At 62.1% G+C, this 21,999-nt stretch carries 20 protein-coding genes; 18 read left to right on the top strand and 2 right to left on the bottom strand.

Features of this window, described 5'->3' with window-relative positions; translation table 11 throughout:
• Positions 1 to 13: 13 nt before the first annotated feature.
• Positions 14 to 1,018: a substrate-binding domain-containing protein gene (locus P6U24_RS07845; RefSeq protein WP_407158572.1), complete on the top strand. Its 1,005-nt coding sequence runs from the start codon at positions 14 to 16 to the stop codon at positions 1,016 to 1,018.
• Positions 1,019 to 1,262: 244 nt separating this feature from the next.
• Here the strand turns inward: P6U24_RS07845 and P6U24_RS07850 are convergent, their stop codons facing one another.
• Positions 1,263 to 2,702 (bottom strand): basic amino acid/polyamine antiporter, encoded by a 1,440-nt coding sequence (locus P6U24_RS07850; protein WP_407158573.1) that lies wholly within the window; start codon positions 2,700 to 2,702, stop codon positions 1,263 to 1,265.
• A gap of 420 nt (positions 2,703 to 3,122) precedes the next feature.
• Between P6U24_RS07850 and P6U24_RS07855 the strand changes: the two genes are divergently transcribed.
• The 3 genes from P6U24_RS07855 (at position 3,123) to P6U24_RS07865 (ending at position 6,859) form a co-directional block, all read left to right on the top strand.
• Positions 3,123 to 4,556, top strand: coding sequence for a basic amino acid/polyamine antiporter (locus P6U24_RS07855; RefSeq protein WP_407158574.1), 1,434 nt, complete (start codon positions 3,123 to 3,125; stop codon positions 4,554 to 4,556).
• Between the two features lie 19 nt (positions 4,557 to 4,575).
• Complete coding sequence (arcA, locus tag P6U24_RS07860; protein ID WP_407160384.1) at positions 4,576 to 5,838, top strand: arginine deiminase; 1,263 nt, start codon at positions 4,576 to 4,578, stop codon at positions 5,836 to 5,838.
• A gap of 214 nt (positions 5,839 to 6,052) precedes the next feature.
• Complete coding sequence (locus tag P6U24_RS07865) at positions 6,053 to 6,859, top strand: hypothetical protein (RefSeq protein ID WP_407158575.1); 807 nt, start codon at positions 6,053 to 6,055, stop codon at positions 6,857 to 6,859.
• Positions 6,860 to 7,232: 373 nt separating this feature from the next.
• Here the strand turns inward: P6U24_RS07865 and P6U24_RS07870 are convergent, their stop codons facing one another.
• Entirely contained in the window at positions 7,233 to 8,261 is a 1,029-nt protein-coding gene (locus P6U24_RS07870; RefSeq protein ID WP_407158576.1) for a lytic transglycosylase domain-containing protein, read from the bottom strand.
• 141 nt (positions 8,262 to 8,402) lie between these two features.
• On the opposite strand from P6U24_RS07870, the gene P6U24_RS07875 reads away from it, so the two are divergent.
• The 14 genes from P6U24_RS07875 to P6U24_RS07940 all read left to right on the top strand — a co-directional run bounded on the left by P6U24_RS07875 (position 8,403) and on the right by P6U24_RS07940 (position 21,981).
• Positions 8,403 to 8,639, top strand: a complete 237-nt coding sequence (locus P6U24_RS07875) for a hypothetical protein (RefSeq protein ID WP_407158577.1) — start codon at positions 8,403 to 8,405, stop codon at positions 8,637 to 8,639.
• A 71-nt stretch (positions 8,640 to 8,710) separates the two neighbouring features.
• Positions 8,711 to 8,938: a hypothetical protein gene (locus tag P6U24_RS07880; protein WP_407158578.1), complete on the top strand. Its 228-nt coding sequence runs from the start codon at positions 8,711 to 8,713 to the stop codon at positions 8,936 to 8,938.
• 181 nt (positions 8,939 to 9,119) lie between these two features.
• Positions 9,120 to 9,347 carry a hypothetical protein gene (locus P6U24_RS07885; protein WP_407158579.1) on the top strand — a complete coding sequence of 76 codons (228 nt, stop codon included), beginning with the start codon at positions 9,120 to 9,122 and terminating at the stop codon, positions 9,345 to 9,347.
• Between the two features lie 98 nt (positions 9,348 to 9,445).
• Positions 9,446 to 10,387 (top strand): L,D-transpeptidase family protein, encoded by a 942-nt coding sequence (locus P6U24_RS07890; RefSeq protein ID WP_407158580.1) that lies wholly within the window; start codon positions 9,446 to 9,448, stop codon positions 10,385 to 10,387.
• A 180-nt stretch (positions 10,388 to 10,567) separates the two neighbouring features.
• Entirely contained in the window at positions 10,568 to 11,626 is a 1,059-nt protein-coding gene (locus P6U24_RS07895) for a sugar-binding transcriptional regulator (protein ID WP_407158581.1), read from the top strand.
• Positions 11,610 to 13,049 (top strand): extracellular solute-binding protein, encoded by a 1,440-nt coding sequence (locus P6U24_RS07900; protein WP_407158582.1) that lies wholly within the window; start codon positions 11,610 to 11,612, stop codon positions 13,047 to 13,049. Before P6U24_RS07895 ends, P6U24_RS07900 begins: the two co-directional genes overlap by 17 nt.
• 69 nt (positions 13,050 to 13,118) lie before the next feature.
• Positions 13,119 to 14,042: a carbohydrate ABC transporter permease gene (locus P6U24_RS07905; RefSeq protein ID WP_407158583.1), complete on the top strand. Its 924-nt coding sequence runs from the start codon at positions 13,119 to 13,121 to the stop codon at positions 14,040 to 14,042.
• A 12-nt stretch (positions 14,043 to 14,054) separates the two neighbouring features.
• Positions 14,055 to 14,912: a carbohydrate ABC transporter permease gene (locus P6U24_RS07910; RefSeq protein ID WP_407158584.1), complete on the top strand. Its 858-nt coding sequence runs from the start codon at positions 14,055 to 14,057 to the stop codon at positions 14,910 to 14,912.
• 31 nt (positions 14,913 to 14,943) lie between these two features.
• Positions 14,944 to 16,080 (top strand): ABC transporter ATP-binding protein, encoded by a 1,137-nt coding sequence (locus tag P6U24_RS07915; protein WP_407158585.1) that lies wholly within the window; start codon positions 14,944 to 14,946, stop codon positions 16,078 to 16,080.
• Positions 16,049 to 17,176, top strand: coding sequence for an ABC transporter ATP-binding protein (locus tag P6U24_RS07920; protein ID WP_407158586.1), 1,128 nt, complete (start codon positions 16,049 to 16,051; stop codon positions 17,174 to 17,176). Before P6U24_RS07915 ends, P6U24_RS07920 begins: the two co-directional genes overlap by 32 nt.
• Positions 17,173 to 18,735, top strand: coding sequence for an FGGY family carbohydrate kinase (locus tag P6U24_RS07925; protein WP_407158587.1), 1,563 nt, complete (start codon positions 17,173 to 17,175; stop codon positions 18,733 to 18,735). The genes P6U24_RS07920 and P6U24_RS07925 overlap by 4 nt, the downstream gene beginning before the upstream one ends.
• Entirely contained in the window at positions 18,732 to 19,772 is a 1,041-nt protein-coding gene (locus tag P6U24_RS07930; RefSeq protein ID WP_407158588.1) for a 2-hydroxyacid dehydrogenase, read from the top strand. Before P6U24_RS07925 ends, P6U24_RS07930 begins: the two co-directional genes overlap by 4 nt.
• Positions 19,773 to 19,789: 17 nt before the next feature.
• Positions 19,790 to 20,476 (top strand): class II aldolase/adducin family protein, encoded by a 687-nt coding sequence (locus tag P6U24_RS07935; RefSeq protein ID WP_407158589.1) that lies wholly within the window; start codon positions 19,790 to 19,792, stop codon positions 20,474 to 20,476.
• Positions 20,476 to 21,981 (top strand): glycerol-3-phosphate dehydrogenase, encoded by a 1,506-nt coding sequence (locus P6U24_RS07940; RefSeq protein ID WP_407158590.1) that lies wholly within the window; start codon positions 20,476 to 20,478, stop codon positions 21,979 to 21,981. Before P6U24_RS07935 ends, P6U24_RS07940 begins: the two co-directional genes overlap by 1 nt.
• Positions 21,982 to 21,999 lie beyond the last annotated feature (18 nt).

Consider the following 21,999-nt stretch of genomic DNA (forward strand, 5'->3'; position numbering starts at 1 on the left):
AGGGAGGAGACACGTGCATAAACATCTATTGATGGCTGCCGTCGCGTTTTCCGCGCTGATGGGAGGACAGGCCTGCGCGCAGCAGAAACTCACCTTCGCGCTCGTTCCCAAGAACATGAACAACCCGTTCTTCGACCAGGCGCGCGACGGCTGCAAGAAGGCGGAAGCCGAGTCCAAGGGCGCCTTCCAATGCATGTATATCGGCCCCGGCGAGCATGGCGGCGGCGAGGAGCAGGTGCAGATCGTGCAGGACCTCGTCGCAAAGAAGGTGGACGGCATTGCCGTATCACCGTCCAACGCGGCTGCGATGGCGGTTGCGCTGCAGGCTGCCAAGGCGGCTGGCATTCCCGTGCTGACCTGGGACTCCGACCTGCTGCCCGAAAACAAGGACCTGCGCCTCGCCTATATTGGCACCCATAACTACGAGATCGGCGTCAACATCGCCAAGATCGTGCAGACCATCAAGCCGAAGGGCGGCACGATCTGCATCCAGTCCGGCGGCGCAGCCGCGGCCAACCACAACGAGCGCATGAAAGGCATCCGCGACACGCTCGCCGGCAAGGAATCCGCCCAATCGCCCGGAGAGCGGCTGACCGGCCAGAACGGCTGGAAGGAGATCGACGGCTGCCCGCTCTACACCAATGACGACTTCCCGCTGGCGGTGCAGCAATTCCAGGACACCATGGCCAAGAACCCGAACTTGGACGCGTTCACGCCGACCGGCGGTTTCCCGCAATTCCTGCCGGACGCCAATCGTGCCGCGGTCGCGCCTTTCAAGGACAAGATCGCCAAGAAAGAGCTCGCCTTGGTGGTCGCCGACACGCTGCCGGTGCAGATCGAGCAGATGAAGGAAGGGCTGTCGCTCGGGCAGGTTGGACAGCGTCCGTTCGAGATGGGCTACAAGACCATGTTCGCTTTGAAGGACGTCAAGGAAGGCAAGGCGCCGCCTAAAGATCCGACCTATACGGGCCTCGACGTTTGCACAATCAAGACTATCGACACCTGCATCGCCAAGTAGCTTGTACTTGAGGGCAGCAGGCCAGCCGACAGATTCGGCGCGCTAACGGGGAAACGGAAATATCAGACATTCCGGAGTCGTCCATTGTCGAACCTCTCGACTCCCGAGCAACTAAGGTGCGAGGGGGAGTTCGCGATGGACGATTTCGAGAAATCAAGCGATGCTGCCATCGCAGTCGTCTCAGAAGACGACTGCGGATTCGGCGGGGAAGCAGATCTCACTCACATCCCGAGTGAAGCAGGCATCAAATCGAGATTGCGCCGACCGCCAGCGCATAGATGCCGGTGCATGCGGCGATTGCGAGCGCAGTGAACAGGGCGGCTTCCATCGTCTTGAACACCGTCTCGCTGCGCTCGCGCCGCGCGATAAAGTATAGCAATGTCCCGGGCGTGTAGAGTATCGCCGATAACAACAGAAACTTGGGGCCGCCCGCATAGATCATGCCTGCAGCGTAGATCGTTGCCAGTGCCGAGCGGACCCAGTCGACGATGCGAGTGCGGTCCCCGGGCTGATAGGTCTCGCCGAGATGCGCGAGCCTCAAGCCGTAAGCCGCAACAAAGAAATAGGGGATCAGCGTCATTGTGCTCGTCATCTTCAAGGCGAGCGTGAACGCATATTCGGCAAACCAGCTGATGAGAAGAAATGCCTGGATGACGCAGTTGGTAAGCCAAAGCGCTGCCGCAGGAACCTGATGCACATTTACCCTGGCAAGGATGGAGGGCATCGTGTGGTTGGCGGCCGCAGAATGCACGACTTCGGCCGCCAGAAGCGACCATGAGAGGTAATTTCCGAGAACCGAGATCAACAGGGCAAGGCTGATGAAGACGGCACCCCAGCGTCCAACCATGGCCTCCATCACGCCGGCCATCGACGGCGTGGGCAGGCCCGCGAGATCTTGTCGTGGCATGATGCCGTAGGACAGGAGCGTCACGAGAACGAGCAGCGAGAGAACGGCCAGGAAGCCCGCGACCGTGGCGACTCCGACATGCAACCGATCCCTGGCGTAACGGGAATAGACGCTTGCCCCCTCGATGCCGACGAAAACAAACACGGTGAGCAGCATCGTGCTGCGGACCTGCGTCGCGATGGCGCGCGCACCGTTCTGCTCCGTTCCCCAGAAATTCTGCGAGAAAAGCTGAGGATCCATCGCGAAGATGGCCACGACAATGAACACCAGGATCGGGATGATCTTGGTGACGGTTGCAACCGTGTTGAGAGCGGCCGCTCCCTTGATGCCTCGCAACACCAGGAAGTGGACGCCCCACAGCAACAGCGATGCCGACACGATTGCTATCGGGGTCGTTCCGTCCCCAAAGATGGGAAAGAACTTGCCGATCGTAGCCTTGATCAAGATGAGGCAGGCGACGTCGGCGAGGCAGCATCCGATCCAATAGCCCGCTGCCGACGCGAAGCCTATATACTCCCCAAATCCGGCCTTTGCGTAGGCGTAGATGCCGGCATCGAGATCAGGCTTGCGACTGGCCAGCGTCTGAAAAACAAGAGCGAGCATGAGCATGCCGCCGCCCGCAATTGTCCAGGCGATCGCCGCTCCAAGCGCACCGGTGGCACGTCCAAACGCAGCAGGCAATGCGAAGATGCCGGATCCGACCATCGATCCGATCACGAGCGCGATGAGCGCGTTGCGCGACAGCTTCTGATCGCCCTCGTTCGGCGGCGGAGCCATGGGGGGAGTGGCCTTCCCGGTAGCGAGCGCGACCGCGAGCTAATAGCGGGTGTCGGCCGGCCCTGAAGCGGAGATCCTAGATGCAGTTCTCTGGTGGGCTAATCAGGGATTCTCTGTAGAGGGCGGCGGGAGGACATTAGCACGTCGCTTTCGCCGATCCCCGCGGGTAACGCAAGACTGAGCAGGGGTGAGCCAATCCGGTGCTGGAAGCTTCGGCGGCCGCAAGCACCGGATCGTGCGTCAGAAGCTTATGTGCGTCGCCGCCGCTGATCGTTCCGAAGAGAAACGGAGACCCAGCAGGGAAAATCCCCCGCTTTGATGAGGTGATTACCCGATATCCGGAGGTGCTCGCGAGGCGCATGGTGCAGACCACGGACGAACTGACCGGCCGATATATCTCTCGTGTCTTGAGATCGTCAGATGAGTGCGACGCCATCGACCCAGAAGCTCTCGCTATTCGCGCTGACTGCGATGGTGGTCGGCTCCATGGTCGGCTCGGGCATCTTCTCTTTGCCGCGAACATTCGGTATCGCGACAGGTCCTTTCGGGGCCATGATCGCGTGGTGCATCGCGGCGGGCGGCATGTACACCTTGGCTCGGGTGTTCCAGTTTCTCGCGGAGCGCCGGCCGGATATTGATGCCGGCGTCTATGCCTACGCGAAGGCGGGCTTCGGAGACTATCCAGGGTTTCTTTCCGCGCTCGGATACTGGATCGGAAGTTGCGTCGGCAACGTGTCCTATTGGGTCCTGATCAAATCGACGCTGGGTGCGTTCTTTCCGGTGTTTGGTGATGGCAACACGGTCGCAGCGATCGTTGTCGCCTCGATCGGAATCTGGCTTTTCCATTTCATGATCTTGAAGGGCATCCAACAGGCTGCGTTCATCAACACGGTTGTAACGATCGCAAAGATCGTTCCAATCCTCGTGTTCATCGTCATCCTGCTGTTTTCTTTCAAGCCGGCTCTGTTTCAGGAAAATTTCTGGGGCGGCACCGGCATGCCGGACAAGAGCCTGTTCCAGCAGGTGCAGGCGACGATGCTGGTGACGGTCTTCGTATTCCTCGGAATCGAGGGTGCGAGCGTCTACTCGCGCTACGCCCAGGAACGGTCGCATGTGGGTACGGCGACGGTGCTTGGCTTTCTCGGCGTCACAACACTGTTGGTGCTCGTCACCATGCTGCCATACGCTGTCCTGCAGCGGGCCGATATCGCGAACATGCGCCAGCCATCCATGGCTTCGACACTCGAAGCAGTTGTCGGTCATTGGGGCGCCGTGTTCGTCAGCATCGGCCTCCTCGTTTCGGTGCTCGGTGCGTATCTGGCCTGGTCCCTGATTTGCGCCGAGGTGCTCTCCGCCGCGGCGAGAACCAAGGACATGCCGAAGATCTTCGCGACGGAAAACGCCAAGAAGGTGCCGGCGGCCGCGCTGTGGCTGACCAATATCGTCGTTCAGCTGTTCGTCGTAAGCACCTACTGGTCGAACGATGCATTCTCACTGATGCTAAACTTGACGAGCGTGATGTCCTTGGTGCCATTCTTCCTGGTCGCTGCCTACGGCGTTCTGATGAACAGGACCGGTGAGACCTATGAAACGCGGCCGAAAGAACGGACCCGTGATCTGATCTTCGCTGGCATCGCGGTAATCTACACACTGTTCCTCATCTATGCGGCCGGAATGAAGTTCCTGCTGCTGTCCTGCATCATCTATGGACCAGGCACGGCGCTGTATTTCTGGGCGCGACTGGAGCGGAAGGCGGGCCTTTTTACGCCGATCGAGTGGGGAGTGTTTCTCGCAGCCATTCTCGGTGCGGCGGTCGGCATTCATGGATTGGCGACCGGCTACATCACGATCTAGATATTCGAAGGACATCGCAATGACGACGCATGCGACGGAATCTACCCAGACCTTCGGGGTTCATTCCGAGGTCGGTCAACTCCGAAAGGTGATGGTCTGTTCACCCGGCCGCGCCCACCAGCGGCTCACGCCAACCAACTGCGACACTCTGCTTTTCGATGACGTGTTGTGGGTGGACAACGCAAAGCGCGATCATTTCGACTTCGTGCAGAAGATGCGGGATCGAGGGATAGACGTCGTCGAGATGCACAATTTGCTCACCGAGACCGTGGCCATTCCGGAGGCGAGGAAGTGGATCCTCGACAACCAGATCGTACCGGACCAGGTGGGGTTGGGCCTCATCGACGAGCTTCGCGGCTATCTCGAAAGTCTCAAGCCACGCGATCTGGCGGAAACATTGATCGGTGGCGTGTCGACCCACGACTTTCCCGATGCTCACGGCGGCGAGACACTCAGGCTTATTCGAGAGGCCGCCGGCATGACGGAATATCTGCTGCCGCCACTTCCGAACACGCTCTACACGCGGGACACGACGTGCTGGATCTATGGCGGCGTCACGATCAATTCGTTGTACTGGCCGGCGCGCCACGAAGAGCCGATTCTCGCGGCCGCGATTTACCGGTACCATCCTGATTTTGCCGGCAAGGTCAACGTGTGGTGGGGCGATCCGACCAGGGATCACGGCCTTGCCACCTTCGAAGGTGGTGACGTGATGCCGATCGGGAAGGGCAACGTCCTGATCGGACTGAGCGAGCGTACATCGCGGCAAGCGATCAGTCAGGTCGCCGCGGCCCTGTTCAAGAAGAAAGCTGCCGAGCGCGTGATCATAGCGGCCATGCCGAAGCTGCGCGCCGCGATGCATCTCGACACCGTATTCACCTTCGCCGACCGCGACTGCGTGCTGCTTTACCCCGACATCGTCAACAATATTACGGCTTTTTCCTATCGACCGGCCGATAATTCGGCCGGAATCGAATTGCGCAAGGACGAAAAACCGTTCGTTGACGTGGTGGCCGAAGCCCTTGGCCTGAAGAAGCTGCGTGTCGTCGAGACCGGCGGCAACGCCTACATGCGAGAACGAACGCAATGGGACAGCGGGGCCAATCTTGTTTGCGCATCCCCGGGCGTCGTGTTCGCCTACGACCGCAACACCTACACCAACACCTTGCTGCGCAAGCAAGGCATCGAGGTGATCACGATCGTTGGAGCGGAGCTGGGGCGTGGCCGGGGCGGCGGCCATTGCATGACCTGCCCGATCATACGAGACGCAGTGGATTACTAGGCCAGATCGGCAGCGCTATGCTGTTACGGGAGCCTGCCGATCCGACCGCGTCGAAATCCGCATGCTGTTCCATTTCCCCTTGGCCAAGCGAGCGCGGTCTCGTGGAGGCGGCGCTTCTTGCGACTCAACCGAAGATTAAGTAGTATGAAGAGACACGCGTTCAGCGTGAGATGATTCTCGATGCTTGCAGCATGAGCATCGTTGAGGGCGAGCCATGCGAAGCTCGATTGCACTGTTGCCGATGCTCGGTTTGGCCGGCGCGAGCGGCGCCTGCGGAGCTGAGCTCAATCTCGTCGATATGGCGAACAGCAGTGTCTCCACGCCGGCCTGGAGTGTGGTTGGCTCGATCTCGCCGACTTTTACGGACAACGCCCTGTTCAGCCGCGACGACCGCCGAGCGGACCTCTATTATGAGCCAGACCTGAGCGTCAGGCTGGACGGCTATCTGACAAATGATCTATCCTACCGGCTCTATGCACGTTCGCAATATGAGGCCTTCGCGACGGAGAAAGACAGCAACGTAGCCATCGCGCGCCTGGGGGGACGCCTGACAGAAAACTGGGACGGCTGGCGCGTCTCGGTCATCTATGAAAACCGCTATGATTTCGACGGCGTTTATCGTGACCTCGCCTTCATTTCAAACGATGTGATGGGATCGGTAGCTCGTGACTTCCGCATCAACAATGTTACGCTATCGCCGCTTGCGCTGCTGACATACAGGTTTTCCGACCTTGCCGAAGCGCGCCGTTGGCGCTTCGACGCCGTTCTTGGTATCGAAGTCAAGCTGGACCCCAAGTGGTCGATCGTCAGCACACCATTGTTCGAAGCTTATTGGTTCACCGATGGCTTGAATAGAGGGCGCCAAGATCAGCTCTATTCCGCGGATATCGGGCTAAGATACGGCTTCACGAGCAATCTGTCGCTCACGACGACCGTATTGTATGAGGCACGGACGTCAAATGTCGCTGTGCGGCGGTATAGAGACCTTCGGGTCGGTCCAAGGCTCGACTTTGCGTTTTGAGAGCGATCGACGATGATGAGAGGTGCACTCGTGCTGGTGATTGCCGCTGTTGGTATGGCAGCAGCCTCTGCTGCCGCGGCGGACCCCCGCGATTCCGTTGACCGCGGCGATCGTTTGGATACGAACGCACTGAGAGACGATGTCAGCACAAATCGGCTTCACGCGCCTTCTCACCCGGTGGTCATAGCGCCGCCGAACCAGCCGATCGGAAACGCGAAGGGCGCCAAAGGCAGAAGGTCTGGCGCGAGCGGCAGCCGCTAGGGGCGGCGGTTTGCGGCGAGGCCGGGCATCTACGGAAGTCGCGGTTCTCGCAGCGCTGTACGCGGCCGGTTGGAGGCAAGGGCGCCGGAGGCAGCCGAGTTCGACGGCGCGGTTAATTGCGCATCACGTCACAATATGCGCCGGCGGCTTTCAGCGCGGCGCATAGTCTCTTGGCTCCGTCCTGCGTGTCCTCACCGACGCGGACTCGCGCGGCGCCCATCTGGCCTATGATTCCGCGTATAACAATGTGCGGCTCGCGGTCCGCGACGATTGCCGCGTACTTCGGCTGCCATTCACGGTAACTGGCAAGGGCCTTCGCCGGGGTTGGTCCGCCGACCACCTCCACTCCCCATGGTTTGACGATTTCGGATTTCGGCGTATTCGGATGAGGTGCAATCGAAGCGGTGGCTGATAGATTGCATGGCACGAGCTCGGCCGCGGACATCCCGACCGGGTCGGTCTTTTCTGCGGCCCATTCTTCCGGAGAGCGGCCAGTGACCAACCATACATACGTTCGCGTCTCCTGCGGGAGCGTCCGGATGCCGCCAAGCCAGTCGCGCACACGTCCCGGTCCGGCGTTGTACGCGGCAGCCGCAAGGCCGAGATTTCCGAATTGGCGGCGCAGGCCTTGCAATAGCTGACCGGACTTTGCGATCGCTTCGATTGGATTGAACGGGTCTTCGAGACCGCTCAATCTGGCGGTTGCCGGCATGAATTGAGCAATACCCTGTGCGCCCTTCGGACTGACCGCGTCCGGCTTGAAGCGGCTTTCCTGCCAAATGAGGCGGGTGAAGAAGTCGATGGGCAGATCGTTCGTCATCGCCGTCATAGCGAGCGTGTCGCACAGGTTCGGGGCGGCCGACGGGATGCTCAGCTCCGGCCCGGCATCATTCTTTGTCTGAGACGGTTCGTCTTTTTGTTCGCGGCTTTCGGCCGAGGGCTGCTGCTGCAGCGTCGAAGCGTCACCGGCGTCGGATGCGCGGGTGGGCGGCCCGATGACTGACATAGCCGAGACGAGGAGCAGTATCGGCATAGACCCGAGACGTCGGCTGAAGCCGGCAAACGGCAGAACATGATCCCGCTCGAAACGCATGGCGATCGTCTTCGACGCGGTCGGGCGCGCGCGCAAAGGATGCCGCATCAAGTGCTTCCCGGAACGCAAACGATCAGGAACGGAGGATCGACGAACGCATAACGCCAAGGTCATGGGATGCGTTCCCGCCGGGGCTGGAACCTTAGCTTCCAATGTCAATTGGTTTCAAAATCACTGGAGGGATCAGAGATGAGCGGTGCAGACGAACAAGTGGACGGACCGGGCAAGCTCGAGCAGGCCAAGGAGGCCGTTCAAACCGTTGCAGCCAGTGTCCAGGCCACGACCAGAACCGTAGCCGACGCCATCGAGGACGCCCGGCAACCGGGCGCGTCGCTGGACCGGTTGGCTCAATGGGCTCGCGCCGCACCGTTACATTCGTTGGCCATCGCCTTCTTGGTCGGGATCATTCTCGGCCGGCGCCACTGAGCAGGGCGGCAAGAGCCGGGAGCGATACGTCAGGAGGCGGATTGCTCTGGCGTGAAGCGTGGGAGGACGGGATGGATATGAAGGAAGCGTCTGCAATGACGGAGGCCTCGGGACTGGCCGACAGCGGGGATAGCTTTGGAAGCTCTTCGGGAAGGATGCCCGGCTCAGCAAGGACAATGAATGCGGACTCAGCCGCAGCGCGTGTGTCCGAGCAGTTGCGGAAAATGACGCTGGAAGCGCCGCTGCGCTCGCTCTTTCTGGCGTTTTTGTTCGGCTTCTGGGTCGCCCGCCGGCGCTGACGACGATGCGCGATGCGGCGGTCGCCGCGGGCTTCGTGCCAATGAGACCCGGGCCGCCGGCGCCGGATGCCGCCGGGCTTCGATGATCTGCGATGGCGGCAGGCGCAACAAACGAAGCTGTCGGAACGGATTGTGTCGGGACCGCGTTGCCTTCCAAATCCTTCACGAACGGAGAAAGCACATGAGATGGATTCTGGCGGCGGCATGCGCAGCCGCGATCTCACTCGCCTATGCGCCCGGCGCGGATGCCAAGGGCTGCATCAAGGGAGCCGTCGTCGGCGGGGTCGCCGGCCATATGGCGGGACACGGCAAGCTCGGCGCTGCGGCGGGCTGTGTCATTGGCCACCATGAGGCGAACAAGGCTGACGCGAACAAAGCGAACGCTCAGGCGCCGTCGGGCCAGAAGTGATCATTCGCGCGCGAGGTTGATGGGCTCGGACACGTGGACCTGCCGGTATGAGGCCTCATTCCCAAAGATGCATCTTCATCGGCCTCGTGCTGGCATCCATGACAAGCCCCGCGCTCGGTACAAGACTCGATGCGACAGCGATCAACTCCGCCGAGCCATCGAAGAAGGCGCTGTCGAACGAGCAGCCGACGCCGGCGGGGATCAGGTTGCAAGTCCTGCTCGACAGGGCCCACTTCTCGCCCGGCGAGATCGACGGCAAGTTCGGCGAGAACGCGAAGAAGGCACTGCGAGCCTTTGAGGAGGCGCAGCAATTGCCGATCGCGGACGACGTGAACATCGAGGTCTGGAAGAAGCTCACGACGGACGATCGTCCGGTGCTCGCGGACTACACGATCACGGATAAGGACGTTGCGGGGCCGTTCCTTCACAAGCTTCCGACCAAGATGGAGGAGATGAAAGACCTTCCGAGACTGTCTTACACCAGTGCGCGCGAAGCTCTGGCCGAGAAGTTTCACATGAGCGAACAGTTGCTGGCGGCGTTGAATTCCGGCCGCCATTTCGACCGCGCCGGAGAAACCATCGTGGTGATCGACACCGGCGCCGACCAAAATCCGCAGAAGGCGGCCAAGGTGGAGGTCGACAAGAACCGGCAAGCCGTGAAGCTTTTTGACAATTCAAATGCGCTGATCGGATTCTACCCGGCGACCGTCGGCAGCGAGGAGAAGCCATCGCCGTCCGGGACCTTGAAGGTGACGGAGATCGACCGTAACCCGACCTATCGCTACAACCCGGCCTACCATTTCAAGGACGTTCATTCCCGCAGACCATTCACCATCAAGCCGGGCCCGAACAATCCGGTCGGCATCGTTTGGATCAACCTGTCAGGTGAGGGCTACGGCATTCACGGCACGCCGTCGCCCGGAAAGGTGTCCAAATCGCAATCGCATGGCTGCGTCCGTCTCACGAACTGGGATGCCGAACGTGTCGCGGCACGGGTGTCCAAGGGCACGCCGGTGACGTTCGTCGACGACCGGCAATAGAGCTTTTGATCAGCTGAGCTGTTCGGCGAGTTCTCCATTCGCAGCATGCGAAGCCGCCGCGTGCATGCATGGGCGCGGGGGCGTGGTGATTTTCGCATCGCAATATGGCCGCATAGCGATTGACAGTCTGAAGGCTCTGTGAAATTTTACCTGTAATGAAAAAATTTACAGGGTGGAGATGTGAGCGCCAGCGACCGGCCTGTTTCGCCGTTTGACGATGATGCGAGTCTCGCATCACGTGCGGCCTGGCTGCATTACGCCGGCGGGCTCACCCAGGGTGAGATTGCGTCGCGCCTGAACATTCCTGCCATCAAGGCTCACCGGCTGATCGCGCGCGCCGGGCGCGAGGGTCTCATTCGCATTTTCGTCGATGGTGCCGTCGCGGACTGCGTCAAGTTCGAGGAAGTTCTTAAAGAGCGCTTTCAGCTCGACATGGTTCAGGTCGCGCCCGATCTTGGCGAGCCCGGCCTGCCGCTCAAAGCCCTGGCATTCTCCGGAGCGAACTATCTGCACGCGGTTCTGCAGCGCACCCCAGGCCAGATCGTCGGGATCGGTCATGGGCGCACGCTGGCCGCTGTGGTGAGGCATTTGCCCACGATGCCGACGTCTGAGGTGAAGTTCGTCTCGCTGCTCGGCGGCCTGACGCGAAAATTCTCGGCGAGCCCGTTCGACGTCATCCATCTCATTGCCGAGCGCACCGACAGCGAAGCGTACCTGATGCCGGTGCCGCTCTATGCCAATAGCGCGGCGGACCGCGCCGTGCTGCTCGCGCAGCTCGGCGTCTCCGCGGTATTCGATCTCGCGCGGCAGGCCGACCTGATGCTGGTCGGCATCGGCGAGGCCCGTCCGAGCGGATCGCTGGTGCAGACCGGGATGATCCGTCCCGACGAGGTCGCCGAGCTCGAGCGTGCCGGTGTCGCCGGCGAGATGCTCGGGCACTTCTTCGACGCCGGCGGCAACATCGTCGAAACCGAATTGTCCGGCCGATCGATCTCGCTGTCGCCACAAGATCTGCGCGGCCGCTACATCGTGGCGATCGCAGGCGGGCCGAGCAAGGTTGCTGGCATCCGCGCAGCATTGGCCAGCGGACTTCTGAAAGGGCTGATCACTGATGAACTCACCGCGCGCCGTCTCGTGGATGAGCGGAGCGCGGTTGTTCCCGACAAAAAGAACGGCAAAGGCCGTCGCGTCCAAATGCAGAAAAAAGCAAGGGGAGTGAAACATGACAGACAGAATTAAGGCTCTGTTCGACGCCTATGCGGCTGGCCGTGTCAGCCGTCGAGACCTTATGCGCGGCGCCGCCCAACTCGGCGTCACCGCGGCCACCGCCAATCTGCTGCTCGGGTCGTCGTTGGTCGAGGCGATGGCCGCCGACTATGACTGGCAGGCGCAGAAGGGCACAGCCATCAAGCTGCTGCTCAACAAGCATCCCTATGCCGACGCGATGATCGCCGATCTCGAGAACTTCAAGAAGCTGACCGGCATCGAGGTCAGCTACGATGTCTTCCCTGAAGATGTCTATTTCGACAAGGTGACCGCGGCGCTGTCGTCGAAATCCGATCAGTACGACGCCTTCATGACCGGTGCCTACATGACCTGGACTTATGGTCCGGCCGGATGGGTGGTCGACCTCAACGAGTACATCAAGGATCCGAAGAAGACGAACCCGAATTTCGCCTGGGACGACGTGCTTCCTGGCTTGCGCGCGTCGACCGCCTGGAACGGCGTGCCCGGCGGCGAGCTCGGCTCGGCGGATGCCAAGCAATGGTGCATTCCGTGGGGCTATGAGCTCAACAATCTGACGTATAATCGGACGATGTTCGACAAGGCCAAGGTCAGCGTGCCGAAGAACCTCGGCGAGTTGAAGGAGACGGCGGCAAAGCTGACCAAGGATCTCGGCGGGCCCTATGGCGTCGGCGTCCGCGGATCGCGCTCCTGGGCAACGATCCATCCGGGCTTCCTTTCGGGATATGCCAATTTCGGCGAGAAGGATTTCACGGTCAACGGCGGCAAGCTCAAGGCGGCGATGAATACCGCGGGCTCGAAGGCGTTCCACCAGCAGTGGGTGGATATGATCCGGGAGTCCGGCCCCAAGAACTGGTCCACCTACACCTGGTATCAGGTCGGCACCGATCTCGGCGCCGGTGCCTCGGCGATGATCTTCGACGCCGATATTCTCGGCTATTTCGAGAATGGCGGTGACAACAAGGAGAGGGGCAATCTGGGCTACGCGCCGTTCGCGGCCAACCCCGCTGCAAAAGCCCCGACGCCAAATGTCTGGATCTGGTCGCTGGCGATGTCCAGCTTCTCCAAAAAGAAGGATGCCGCCTGGAAGTTCATGCAATGGGCGACGTCGGTCGAGCACGACCTGTTCGGTGCGCGCAAGATGGACCTCGTCAACCCGGTCCGGGCCTCGGTCTGGAAGGATCAGGAGTTCCGCGACCGCATCGCCAAGTCCTATCCCGGCTACCTCGAGCAGCATGACGTCTCGGCACCGGGCGCGAAGATCTACTTCACCGCGCAGCCGCTGTTCTTCGACGTCACCACCCAGTGGGCGGAAACGCTGCAGAAGATGGTCGCCAAGGAGGTGCCGGTCAGCGAAGGGCTCGATCAGCTGGCCGCGAGCATCGACAAGCAGTTGCGGGAAGCGGGCCTCGGCTAATCTCCTGCGTTGTTTCCACCCAATGTTGCTCCGCCCGGCCCCTCGGGGTCGGGCATTGGAGACTTCTTCATGACGTCCCAGCCCATTGACGAGCCCATTCGCGTCGTCGATCGCCGTCCCGTCGAGTGGCTGCCTTACCTGCTCAGCCTTCCGGCGCTGCTGGTTTGCATCGGTATTCTGATTCCGTTCGTCACCGCGCTCTATTATTCGGCGTTGCGGTTTCGGTTGAATTTGCCGGCCTTGAAGGGCTTCATCTGGTTCGGCAACTACACCAATCTGCTGTATGATTCCGAGTTCTGGAACACGGTCAGCATATCCTTGCGCTATACCGCCATTACGGTCGGCGTGGAGCTGGTGTTCGGATTGATCATTGCGCTGCTGCTGCAGCGGCAGACCCGGCTCAACAACTTGATCTCCGTCCTGCTGCTGCTGCCGCTGATGACCGCGCCGGCGATCGCCTCGCTGATGTGGAAGCTGATGACGAACCCGAATTTCGGCGTCCTGTCCTATCTCGTCAGTCTCGCCGGTGTGTCCGATTTCAGATGGGCCTCCAGCCCGTCCACGGCCCTGTTCACCGTCGTCCTCGTCGATGTCTGGGTCTACACCCCGTTCATGATGGTGCTGCTGCTCGCCGGCTTGCGCTCGCTCCCGCAGCAGCCGTTCGAAGCGGCCGCCCTGGACGGCGTTCCCCGGCTGTTCGTGTTTTTCAGGATCACGCTGCCGATGCTGTCGCCCTATATCATCACCGCGAGCCTGTTCCGGCTGCTCGACGCCATTCAGCAGTTCGACATTATCTACGCCATGACGCAGGGCGGTCCCGGCAATACGCTGCTGGTGTTCCAGGTCCGCGCCTATCTCGAGTTCTATCAGTACACCAATGTCGGCAAGTCGGCCGCGCTGCTGGTGGTGCTGTGGCTGATCACCTACGTCCTGTCGCACTTTTTCATCAAGAACTGGCTGCGCCTACGAGAACGCAGCCACGCCTCGGCATGAGGAGCAGACGAGATGGACCGTAGCTCGATCATTGAACGCGTCCTTCGCGCGGTTTTGTTGGCGCTGATCGTGACCTTCTTCCTGTTCCCGATCGTCTGGATCCTGCTGATGTCGTTCCAGACCAATGAGCAGATCCTGCGCATTCCACCCAGTCTCACCTTTGTCCCCACACTGGACAACTACAAGGCGCTGATCAGCGGCCATCTGCTGACCAGCGCCGGCTCGCTCGACATCGCCTTCATGCGCAATCTCGGCAACAGCGTGCTGCTGTCGACCTCTGCCGTGCTGCTGGCGCTGATCCTGGGCGTGCCGGCGGCCTATGCTTTTGCCCGGTTCAAGTTCTGGCTCAGCGAGGACATCGCATTCACGCTACTCTCGTTTCGCTTCGCGCCGCCGCTCTTGGTGCTGCTGCCGCTATCTCTCTACTTTCAGGACCTCGGTCTCGTTGACACCTATGCGGGCCTGATCTGGGTCTATCAACTGATCGCGCTGCCGTTGATCCTCTGGATCGTGCGCGGCTATTTCGAGGATATCTCCCCTGATATCGAGAATGCCTACCGCATCGCCGGCCACTCCTGGCTGCGGACCTTCTTCAAGATCGCCGTGCCGCTGGCCGGGCCTGGCATTGCGGCGGCGGGGCTCTTGTCCTTCATCTTCTGCTGGAACAACTTCGTGTTCGCGCTCGTGCTGGCCTCCGCAGACAAGCAGCCGGTGACCGTCGGGGCGCTGGCGTTCGTGACTGCCTCCGGCATTCAGTATGGTCAGGTGGCAGCGGCGATCGTGCTTTCGGTGACGCCGACATTGCTGCTCGCGCTCTATGCGCAGCGCTGGCTGGTCGAGGGCCTGTCGCTGGGAGCCGTCAAGGGCTGACTTGGCGTAGGCTGACTTGGCGTAGAATGATATGGCACAGATCGAGATCAAAAATCTGCACAAGACCTTCAAGACCGACGCGGTCCTGAAGGGGCTGTCCTTGAGTGTCGACAAGGGCGAGATCGTCACCCTGTTCGGACCCTCCGGGACCGGCAAGACCGTGCTGTTGCGCCTGATCGCGGGTATCTATCCGCCGGACGCCGGGACCATTCGCCTCCGCAGCCAAGACGTCTCGGGCAGCCCGCCGGACAAGCGCGGCATCGGGATGGCCTTCCAGAATTTTGCGCTGTTTCCGCACATGACGGCACGCGACAACATCGCAAGCGCATTGACCGCGCGGAAGACGAACGCAGGCGAGATCGCGCGCAAGGTCCAGGCAGTTGCGCAGCTTCTCAAGATCGGCCACGTACTCGGCCATTCGCCGCGTGAATTGTCCAACGGCCAGAAGCAGCGCACCGCGCTGGCGCGGGCGTTGGTCGCAGATCCGGATATTCTGCTGCTCGACGATCCCCTGCGCAATGTCGATGCCAAGCTCAGGTACGAAATGCGGTTGGAGCTGCCTGCGCTGCTGAAGCGCGTCGGCTCGACCGTGCTGTACGTGACGCAGGACTTCAAGGAGGCCATGGCGCTCGGTGACCGCGTCGCCGTGCTGCTGGATGGTCAGATCGCACAATGCGATACGCCGGCGCGGATCTATGCCCAGCCGGCCAATGTCGGCGTGGCGCGGCTGTTCGGCGATCCGACGCTCAACCTGATCGAGGTCGCGCCGCAGTTGGTCGACGGCGCGCCGGAAATCCGCCTGGGCGGTTCGCGGATCAGGTTGCCCGCAGGCTATTCGGCTGCGGCCGGCGGCCGCTATCTGCTCGGGCTACGGCCGGAAGCACTGCGCCTCGTCGACGCACCGGCGCCCGGCACGGTTGCGGTGGAGCTGGTGGCGGTGACGCCGCTAAACGAGAAATCGGTGCTACTGCTCACCATGCAAGGCGGCGAGGAGCTGCTGGCGTCCGAGGCTGGAGACCGCGACGAGCCGCGGCGGACCGGACCGGCGCATGTCGCGCTCGATCTCGACGCCTTGCTGTTGTTCGAGCGCGAGAGCGGACGGCGCTTCATTCCAGCCGAGAACGGGGAGGTGGCTCATGAGCGCATCGCTATCACTTCGCACCGTTGACAAGGTCTATCACCCGCGGGGCCGGTCAGCCGTCCAGGCGGTCAAGGCGCTCAGCATGGACGTCGAGCGCGGCGAGATCGTCGCGCTGCTCGGCTCGTCCGGATGTGGCAAGACCTCGACGCTGCGCATGGTCGCCGGATTCGAGGCGGTCAGCGCGGGTGAGATCTCGCTGGGGAATAGGAGGATCGAGCGTTTGGCGCCGGCCGCGCGCAACGTCGCCATGGCATTCGAAGGCTACTCGCTCTATCCGCCGTTGACGGTGCGAGAGAACATCGCCTTCGCACTGAAGCGGGGCCGGCTGTCCGCGAGCGAAGTGTCGCGGCGCGTGCAGGAGGTGGCCGCGCTGGTGGAAATCGAGCCGATCCTCGACCGCTACCCCAATGCGATCTCCGGCGGCCAGCAGCAGCGGGCGTCATTGGCTCGGGCCCTGGTGCGTGATGCCGCGCTTTATGTGCTGGACGAGCCGATGGGGCAGCTCGAGCCACAGCTGCGTGCCGTGCTGCGTGGCCGGCTCAAGCGCCTGCTCAAGGACCGGGCGATGACCTCGATCTTCGTCACCCACGACCAGACCGAAGCCAATGCGCTGGCGGATCGCATCGCCGTCATGGAAGGCGGCGTGCTGCAGCAGTTCGCACCCCAGCATGTGCTGAAGGAAAAGCCCGCCAACCTCTACGTCGCCACGTTCATCGGCGAGCCGCCGATGAACGTGTTCGATGCAGCTGTGATCCGGAGCGACGGCCGCACCATTTTCGCGCTCGACAACGGCCCGAGCTTTGGTTTCGGCGATAATGAGCTGGCACCGGAGGTGCGTCAGGCAATTGGCGATCGGCGCAAGGTCGTGATCGGCGTTCGTCCGCACCGCGTCGTGCTGGGCAACGGCAGTGCCGAGACGGCGCGCGTCGTCTCCAACCAGTGGCTCGGCGACCAGAGTCATATCGCGCTGGCGGTGGCGGGCAAGCTGCTGGTCGCGGTCTCGCATGTGCGGGTGCGAGCGGCGATCGGAGAGAGTGTGCCTTATAGCTTGCGGGCGCAGGATCTTCATATCTTTGATCCCGACACGACCGCAGCGCTGGCGCACGGAGCGCGGGCCGCATGACACGCGATCTCATCATCGGCCTCGATGCCGGCACCTCGGTTCTGAAGTCGGTGGCGTTCACGCTCGACGGCACGCAAGTCGGGATGGCGTCGCGCCCGAATTCCTATACTCGGTTCGGACGCGGATGCGTCGAGCAGGACATGCTGCGGACCTGGGAAGATGCCAGACAGACGCTTTGCGATCTCGCCGCAATCGTCCCGAATCTGGCGGAGCGCGTGGCGAGTCTGGCCGTCACCGGCCAGGGTGATGGTTGTTGGCTGATCGATGCCGAGGGCGAGCCGATCGGCGACGGGTTGATCTGGCTGGATTCGCGGGCCGCCGAGATGGCGGCGATCTTCGTCGCAGGACCCGACCACGCCGCGCACTATGCGACCACCGGCACCGGCCTGAATGCCTGCCAGCAATCGATCCAGCTCGCCTGGCTGCAGCAGCATCAGCCGGAACGCCTTGAACGGGCCGCGACCGCCCTGCATTGCAAGGATTGGCTCTATTTCAAGCTGACCGGCGTGCGTGCCGTCGATCCTTCGGAAGCCATCTTCACGTATGGCGACTTTCGCAGCCGAAGCTACGCACCATCAGTCGGCGAGCGGCTCGGCATTGCACATCATGCCCGCCTGCTGCCGGAGATCGTGGATGGTGCCCGGACGCATCATCGCCTTACAGATGCGGCTGCGGCGGCGACTGGTCTGCCGCGTGGCTTGCCGGTGGTGCTCGGCTATGTCGATGTCGTCTGTTCGGCGATCGGGGGAGGGCTCTACGACGTCGGCGGCGAGGTCGGCTGCTCCATTCTCGGCTCGACAGGAATGCACATGCGGATGAGCGTCGGTGCCGACGCGGTGGCGCTCAACCCGGCCTGCTCGGGCTACACCATGGCGCTGCCCGGACCCGACCTCTACGCGCAGATCCAGTCCAACATGGCGGGAACGGTCAATATCGACTGGGCGGTCGAGGTGGCCCGGCAGGCCTGTGCCATGGCGGGGATCGATGCAAACCGACAGGCGCTCCTGGCCGGCGTCGACGCGCACGTCGCGGCCGCGACACCGGGCAGCGCGCTGTATCATCCGTATATCCTGCAGGCCGGTGAACGCGGTCCCTTCATGAACGCCAATGCGCGCGCGCAGTTCACGGGACTGTCGACCAGCACCACCTTCGCCGGCCTGGTCCGCGCGATCTATGAGGGACTGGGCCTTGCCGCGCGCGATTGCTACAGCGTGATGGGAAAAATCCCTCGCGAGATTCGCGTCACCGGCGGGGCAGCGCGCTCGTCGAGCCTGTTGCAGATTTTTGCCGATATTCTCGGTGCGTCGGTGCGGCGGGTGATGCGCGAGGAAACAGGAGCTGCGGGCGCCGCCATGATTGGAGCGATCGGTCTTGGCCATTATGAAGGCTTGGCGGCTTGCACTGATCAGTGGGTCGCGCCGACGCTCGGGCCGCCGATTGAACCAGATCCTGGACGCCGCGTGCTCTATGACAAGCTGTTCCCGATCTATCGTTCTGTTCGTGAAGCCATGCCCCCGGTCTGGGCCGCCCTGGCTGACGCAAGGGAGGCGAATGCATGACGCAGTCAGTGGCCATCATCGGAGATCGCTTCATGCTGCCGCGTCTGTTTGAGGAGGCGCTACGGGATGTCTGCGGCGATGCACTTGCCATCCGCTCGCTCGAACAGCCATGGCCCGATGAGCCGATGGAGCATGGCTATGCCAAAGCGGGCATGGATGGTCTGAAGGAATATATGGGGCAGCCCGATGATATCGTCGCCTTCATCGGCGATGCTCCGATCCTGGTCACTCATCTTGCGCCATTGTCGGCCGCGATGATGGACCGCTTGCCACGCCTCAAGCTGGTCGCGGTGTCCCGCGGCGGGCCCGTCAATATCGATGTCGCTGCTGCCCGCGCGCGCGGCATCCAGGTCGTCAACACGCCCGGACGCAACGCGAGCGCCGTCGCGGAATTCACCATTGGCGTCATCCTCTCCCAGACCCGTCTGATCACGCGCGGTCACGATACGCTACGGCGGGGCGAGTGGCGCGGCGACCTCTATCGCGCCGACCTCACCGGCGATGAATTGTCGGAGATGACGGTCGGCATCATCGGATACGGTCATGTCGGCACGCGCGTGGTGCGGCTGCTCAAGGCATTCGGTTGCCGCATTCTGGTTTGCGATCCCTATGTTCAGCTCGCGGTCGAAGACCTGCACGATGGTGTCGAGCAGGTCGGGCTCGACCGCCTGCTGGCGCAGTCCGACGTGGTCAGCCTGCATCCGCGCGTGACCGAGGAAACGCGGGGGATGATCGGCGCGGCGCAGTTTGCTGCAATGAAATCAGGCAGCTTCTTCATCAACACTGCGCGCGGTCCGCTGGTGGACTACCAGGCGCTGTATGATGCGCTCGCCTCCAATCATTTGCGCGGAGCCGCGATCGAGACCTTCGCAGTCGAGCCCGTTCCGCCGGATTGGCCATTGTTGCAGCTGCCCAACGTCACGCTGACCCCGCATATCGCGGGTGCCTCCGTCAAGACCGTCAGGATCGCGGCACGGGCGGCGGCGCTGGAGGTGCAGCGATATCTCAATGGAGAATCCCTCCACCACCTTTGCTGAGCTGTCAGGAGCTGACCATGGATGACACCGAACTGCAGTTGCGGAAAGCAATCATCGACAAGTGCCGCTGGATGAATGCCACCGGATTGAACCAGGGCACATCAGGCAACATCTCGGCCCGGCACGGCGATACCATGCTGATCTCGCCGTCGGCAACGCCGTACGACATCATGACGCCTGAGATGGTTGCCGCGATGCCGATCAACGGCGAGTATGGATCGTGGGAGGGACCCTTGAAGCCCTCGACCGAATGGCGCTTTCACCTCGACATCATGAAAGCGCGGCCCGAGGTCGGCGGCATCGTGCACACCCATGCGACCTATTCCACGGTGCTGGCGATCGCGCGCAAGGAAATCCCGGCCTGCCACTACATGATGGCGGCTTTTGGCGGCATGAACGTGCGCGTCGCCGATTATGCCCGCTTCGGCACGAAGGAATTATCGGACTATGCGCTGAAGGCGTTGGAGGGGCGGACCGCGTGCCTGCTGGCAAATCACGGCATGATCGCGGTTGGGACCTCGCTCGACAAGGCGATGTGGCTCGCGGTCGAGCTCGAGACCATTGCACGGCAATATTACCTCACCTTGGCGATCGGCGGACCGGTCCTGCTCAGCGAGGCCGAGATCAAGGAGACCGCGGACGCGTTCGGCAGCTATGGCGTGCAGGACCCGCCGTCCAAATCGAAGAAGATCGCGTCGGCGTGATGTCAACGTATCAGGTCGATCTTCTCGTCGTCGGTGGCGGCATCAACGGCGTCGGGATCGCCCGCGATGCGGCGGGCCGCGGCCTCAGCGTGCTCTTGTGCGAGAGAGACGACCTGGCGCAGGGAACGAGCTCGAGGTCGGGCAAGCTCATCCATGGCGGCCTGCGCTATCTCGAATATTACGAATTCCGCCTGGTGCGCGAAGCGCTGATCGAGCGCGAAGTGCTGCTGCGCGCGGCGCCTCATATCATCTGGCCGCTGCGTTTCGTGTTGCCGCATTCGCGCGAACAACGGCCAGCGTGGCTGATCCGGCTCGGGCTCCTGCTGTACGATCATCTCGGTGGCCGCAAGCTGCTGCCGAAGTCACGGCATCTCGATCTGTCGGACGAGCTTGCGGGCAGGGCGCTCAAGCCGGAGTTCAAGTCCGGCTTCGAATATTCGGATTGCTGGGTCGATGATGCGCGGCTGGTCGTGCTCAACGCGCTCGACGCAGCCGCCCGTCGCGCAGAGATCCTGACGCGGACGGCGCTGGTCTCGGCGCGGCGAGAGAACGGGATCTGGCGCGCGGAGCTGCGCGACCAGGCGGGCATCGTCACCAGCGTCGCGGCCCGTGCCATCGTGAATGCAGCGGGACCATGGGTCGAGGACGTGCTCCGGCGCAATGCCGGGCTGAACGCGGGCCACCGCGTTCGCCTGGTCAAGGGCAGCCATATCGTGGTGCCGAAATTCTGGGACGGCCCGCACGCCTATCTGTTCCAGAACGATGATCGCCGGGTGATTTTCGTCAATCCCTATCAGGATCATCTGTGCCTGATCGGCACCACGGATATCCCCTATAGTGGCGAGGCGGATCGTGTCGCGGCGAGCGAGGACGAGATTTCCTATCTGCTTCGTGCTGTCAATCGCTATTGTCTACGCCAGCTGACGCGTGCCGACGTCATCCATTCCTTCTCGGGCGTCCGGCCGCTGTTCGATGACAATGCCGAGAACCCGTCGGCTGTGACGCGCGATTATGTCTTCGAGCTCAACGACGCCGATGGGGCCGCGCCGATCCTGTCGGTGTTCGGCGGCAAGATCACGACCTTCCGCAAGCTGTCGGAGCACGCGCTCGAGAGATTGAAGCCCTATTTTCCCGGCATGGCCGGCCCGTGGACGTCGGGTGCTGCATTGCCCGGCGGCGATATTGCATCTGCCGATTTCGATGCGTTTGCCGCGAGCCTTGCGCGCGACTATCCTGCCCTGCCGCGCGAGGTGCTCGGTCACTATGCACGGCTCTATGGCACCCGCGCGCACCGGCTGCTCGAAGGCGTGCGCGCGCCCGCTGACCTCGGCCGTCATTTCGGTGGCTTGCTCTATCAGCGCGAGGCCGAATTCCTTCAGATTGAGGAATGGGCGTCGGCGCCTGAAGATATCTTGGAGCGGCGCACCAAGCATGGACTCCATCTCACGCCTGGGCAAAAACAGGCTTTCTCCGATTGGATGTTCACGAGGGCGAAATCAGCGTGACCGATATGGATGATTCCG

The organism is Bradyrhizobium sp. STM 3557, from assembly GCF_045571465.1.
Lineage (GTDB): Bacteria > Pseudomonadota > Alphaproteobacteria > Rhizobiales > Xanthobacteraceae > Bradyrhizobium.

Coding starts and splice junctions, on each gene's coding strand:
- P6U24_RS07935 (WP_407158589.1), top strand. CDS start 19,790: ATGGATGACACCGAACTGCAGTTGCGGAAAGCAATCATCGACAAGTGC.
- P6U24_RS07905 (WP_407158583.1), top strand. CDS start 13,119: ATGACGTCCCAGCCCATTGACGAGCCCATTCGCGTCGTCGATCGCCGT.
- P6U24_RS07910 (WP_407158584.1), top strand. CDS start 14,055: ATGGACCGTAGCTCGATCATTGAACGCGTCCTTCGCGCGGTTTTGTTG.
- P6U24_RS07940 (WP_407158590.1), top strand. CDS start 20,476: ATGTCAACGTATCAGGTCGATCTTCTCGTCGTCGGTGGCGGCATCAAC.
- P6U24_RS07850 (WP_407158573.1), bottom strand. CDS start 2,702: ATGGCTCCGCCGCCGAACGAGGGCGATCAGAAGCTGTCGCGCAACGCG.
- P6U24_RS07875 (WP_407158577.1), top strand. CDS start 8,403: ATGAGCGGTGCAGACGAACAAGTGGACGGACCGGGCAAGCTCGAGCAG.
- P6U24_RS07865 (WP_407158575.1), top strand. CDS start 6,053: ATGCGAAGCTCGATTGCACTGTTGCCGATGCTCGGTTTGGCCGGCGCG.
- P6U24_RS07920 (WP_407158586.1), top strand. CDS start 16,049: ATGAGCGCATCGCTATCACTTCGCACCGTTGACAAGGTCTATCACCCG.
- P6U24_RS07885 (WP_407158579.1), top strand. CDS start 9,120: ATGAGATGGATTCTGGCGGCGGCATGCGCAGCCGCGATCTCACTCGCC.
- P6U24_RS07930 (WP_407158588.1), top strand. CDS start 18,732: ATGACGCAGTCAGTGGCCATCATCGGAGATCGCTTCATGCTGCCGCGT.
- P6U24_RS07925 (WP_407158587.1), top strand. CDS start 17,173: ATGACACGCGATCTCATCATCGGCCTCGATGCCGGCACCTCGGTTCTG.
- P6U24_RS07915 (WP_407158585.1), top strand. CDS start 14,944: ATGGCACAGATCGAGATCAAAAATCTGCACAAGACCTTCAAGACCGAC.
- P6U24_RS07880 (WP_407158578.1), top strand. CDS start 8,711: ATGGATATGAAGGAAGCGTCTGCAATGACGGAGGCCTCGGGACTGGCC.
- P6U24_RS07855 (WP_407158574.1), top strand. CDS start 3,123: ATGAGTGCGACGCCATCGACCCAGAAGCTCTCGCTATTCGCGCTGACT.
- P6U24_RS07900 (WP_407158582.1), top strand. CDS start 11,610: ATGACAGACAGAATTAAGGCTCTGTTCGACGCCTATGCGGCTGGCCGT.
- P6U24_RS07870 (WP_407158576.1), bottom strand. CDS start 8,261: ATGCGGCATCCTTTGCGCGCGCGCCCGACCGCGTCGAAGACGATCGCC.
- P6U24_RS07890 (WP_407158580.1), top strand. CDS start 9,446: ATGACAAGCCCCGCGCTCGGTACAAGACTCGATGCGACAGCGATCAAC.
- arcA (WP_407160384.1), top strand. CDS start 4,576: ATGACGACGCATGCGACGGAATCTACCCAGACCTTCGGGGTTCATTCC.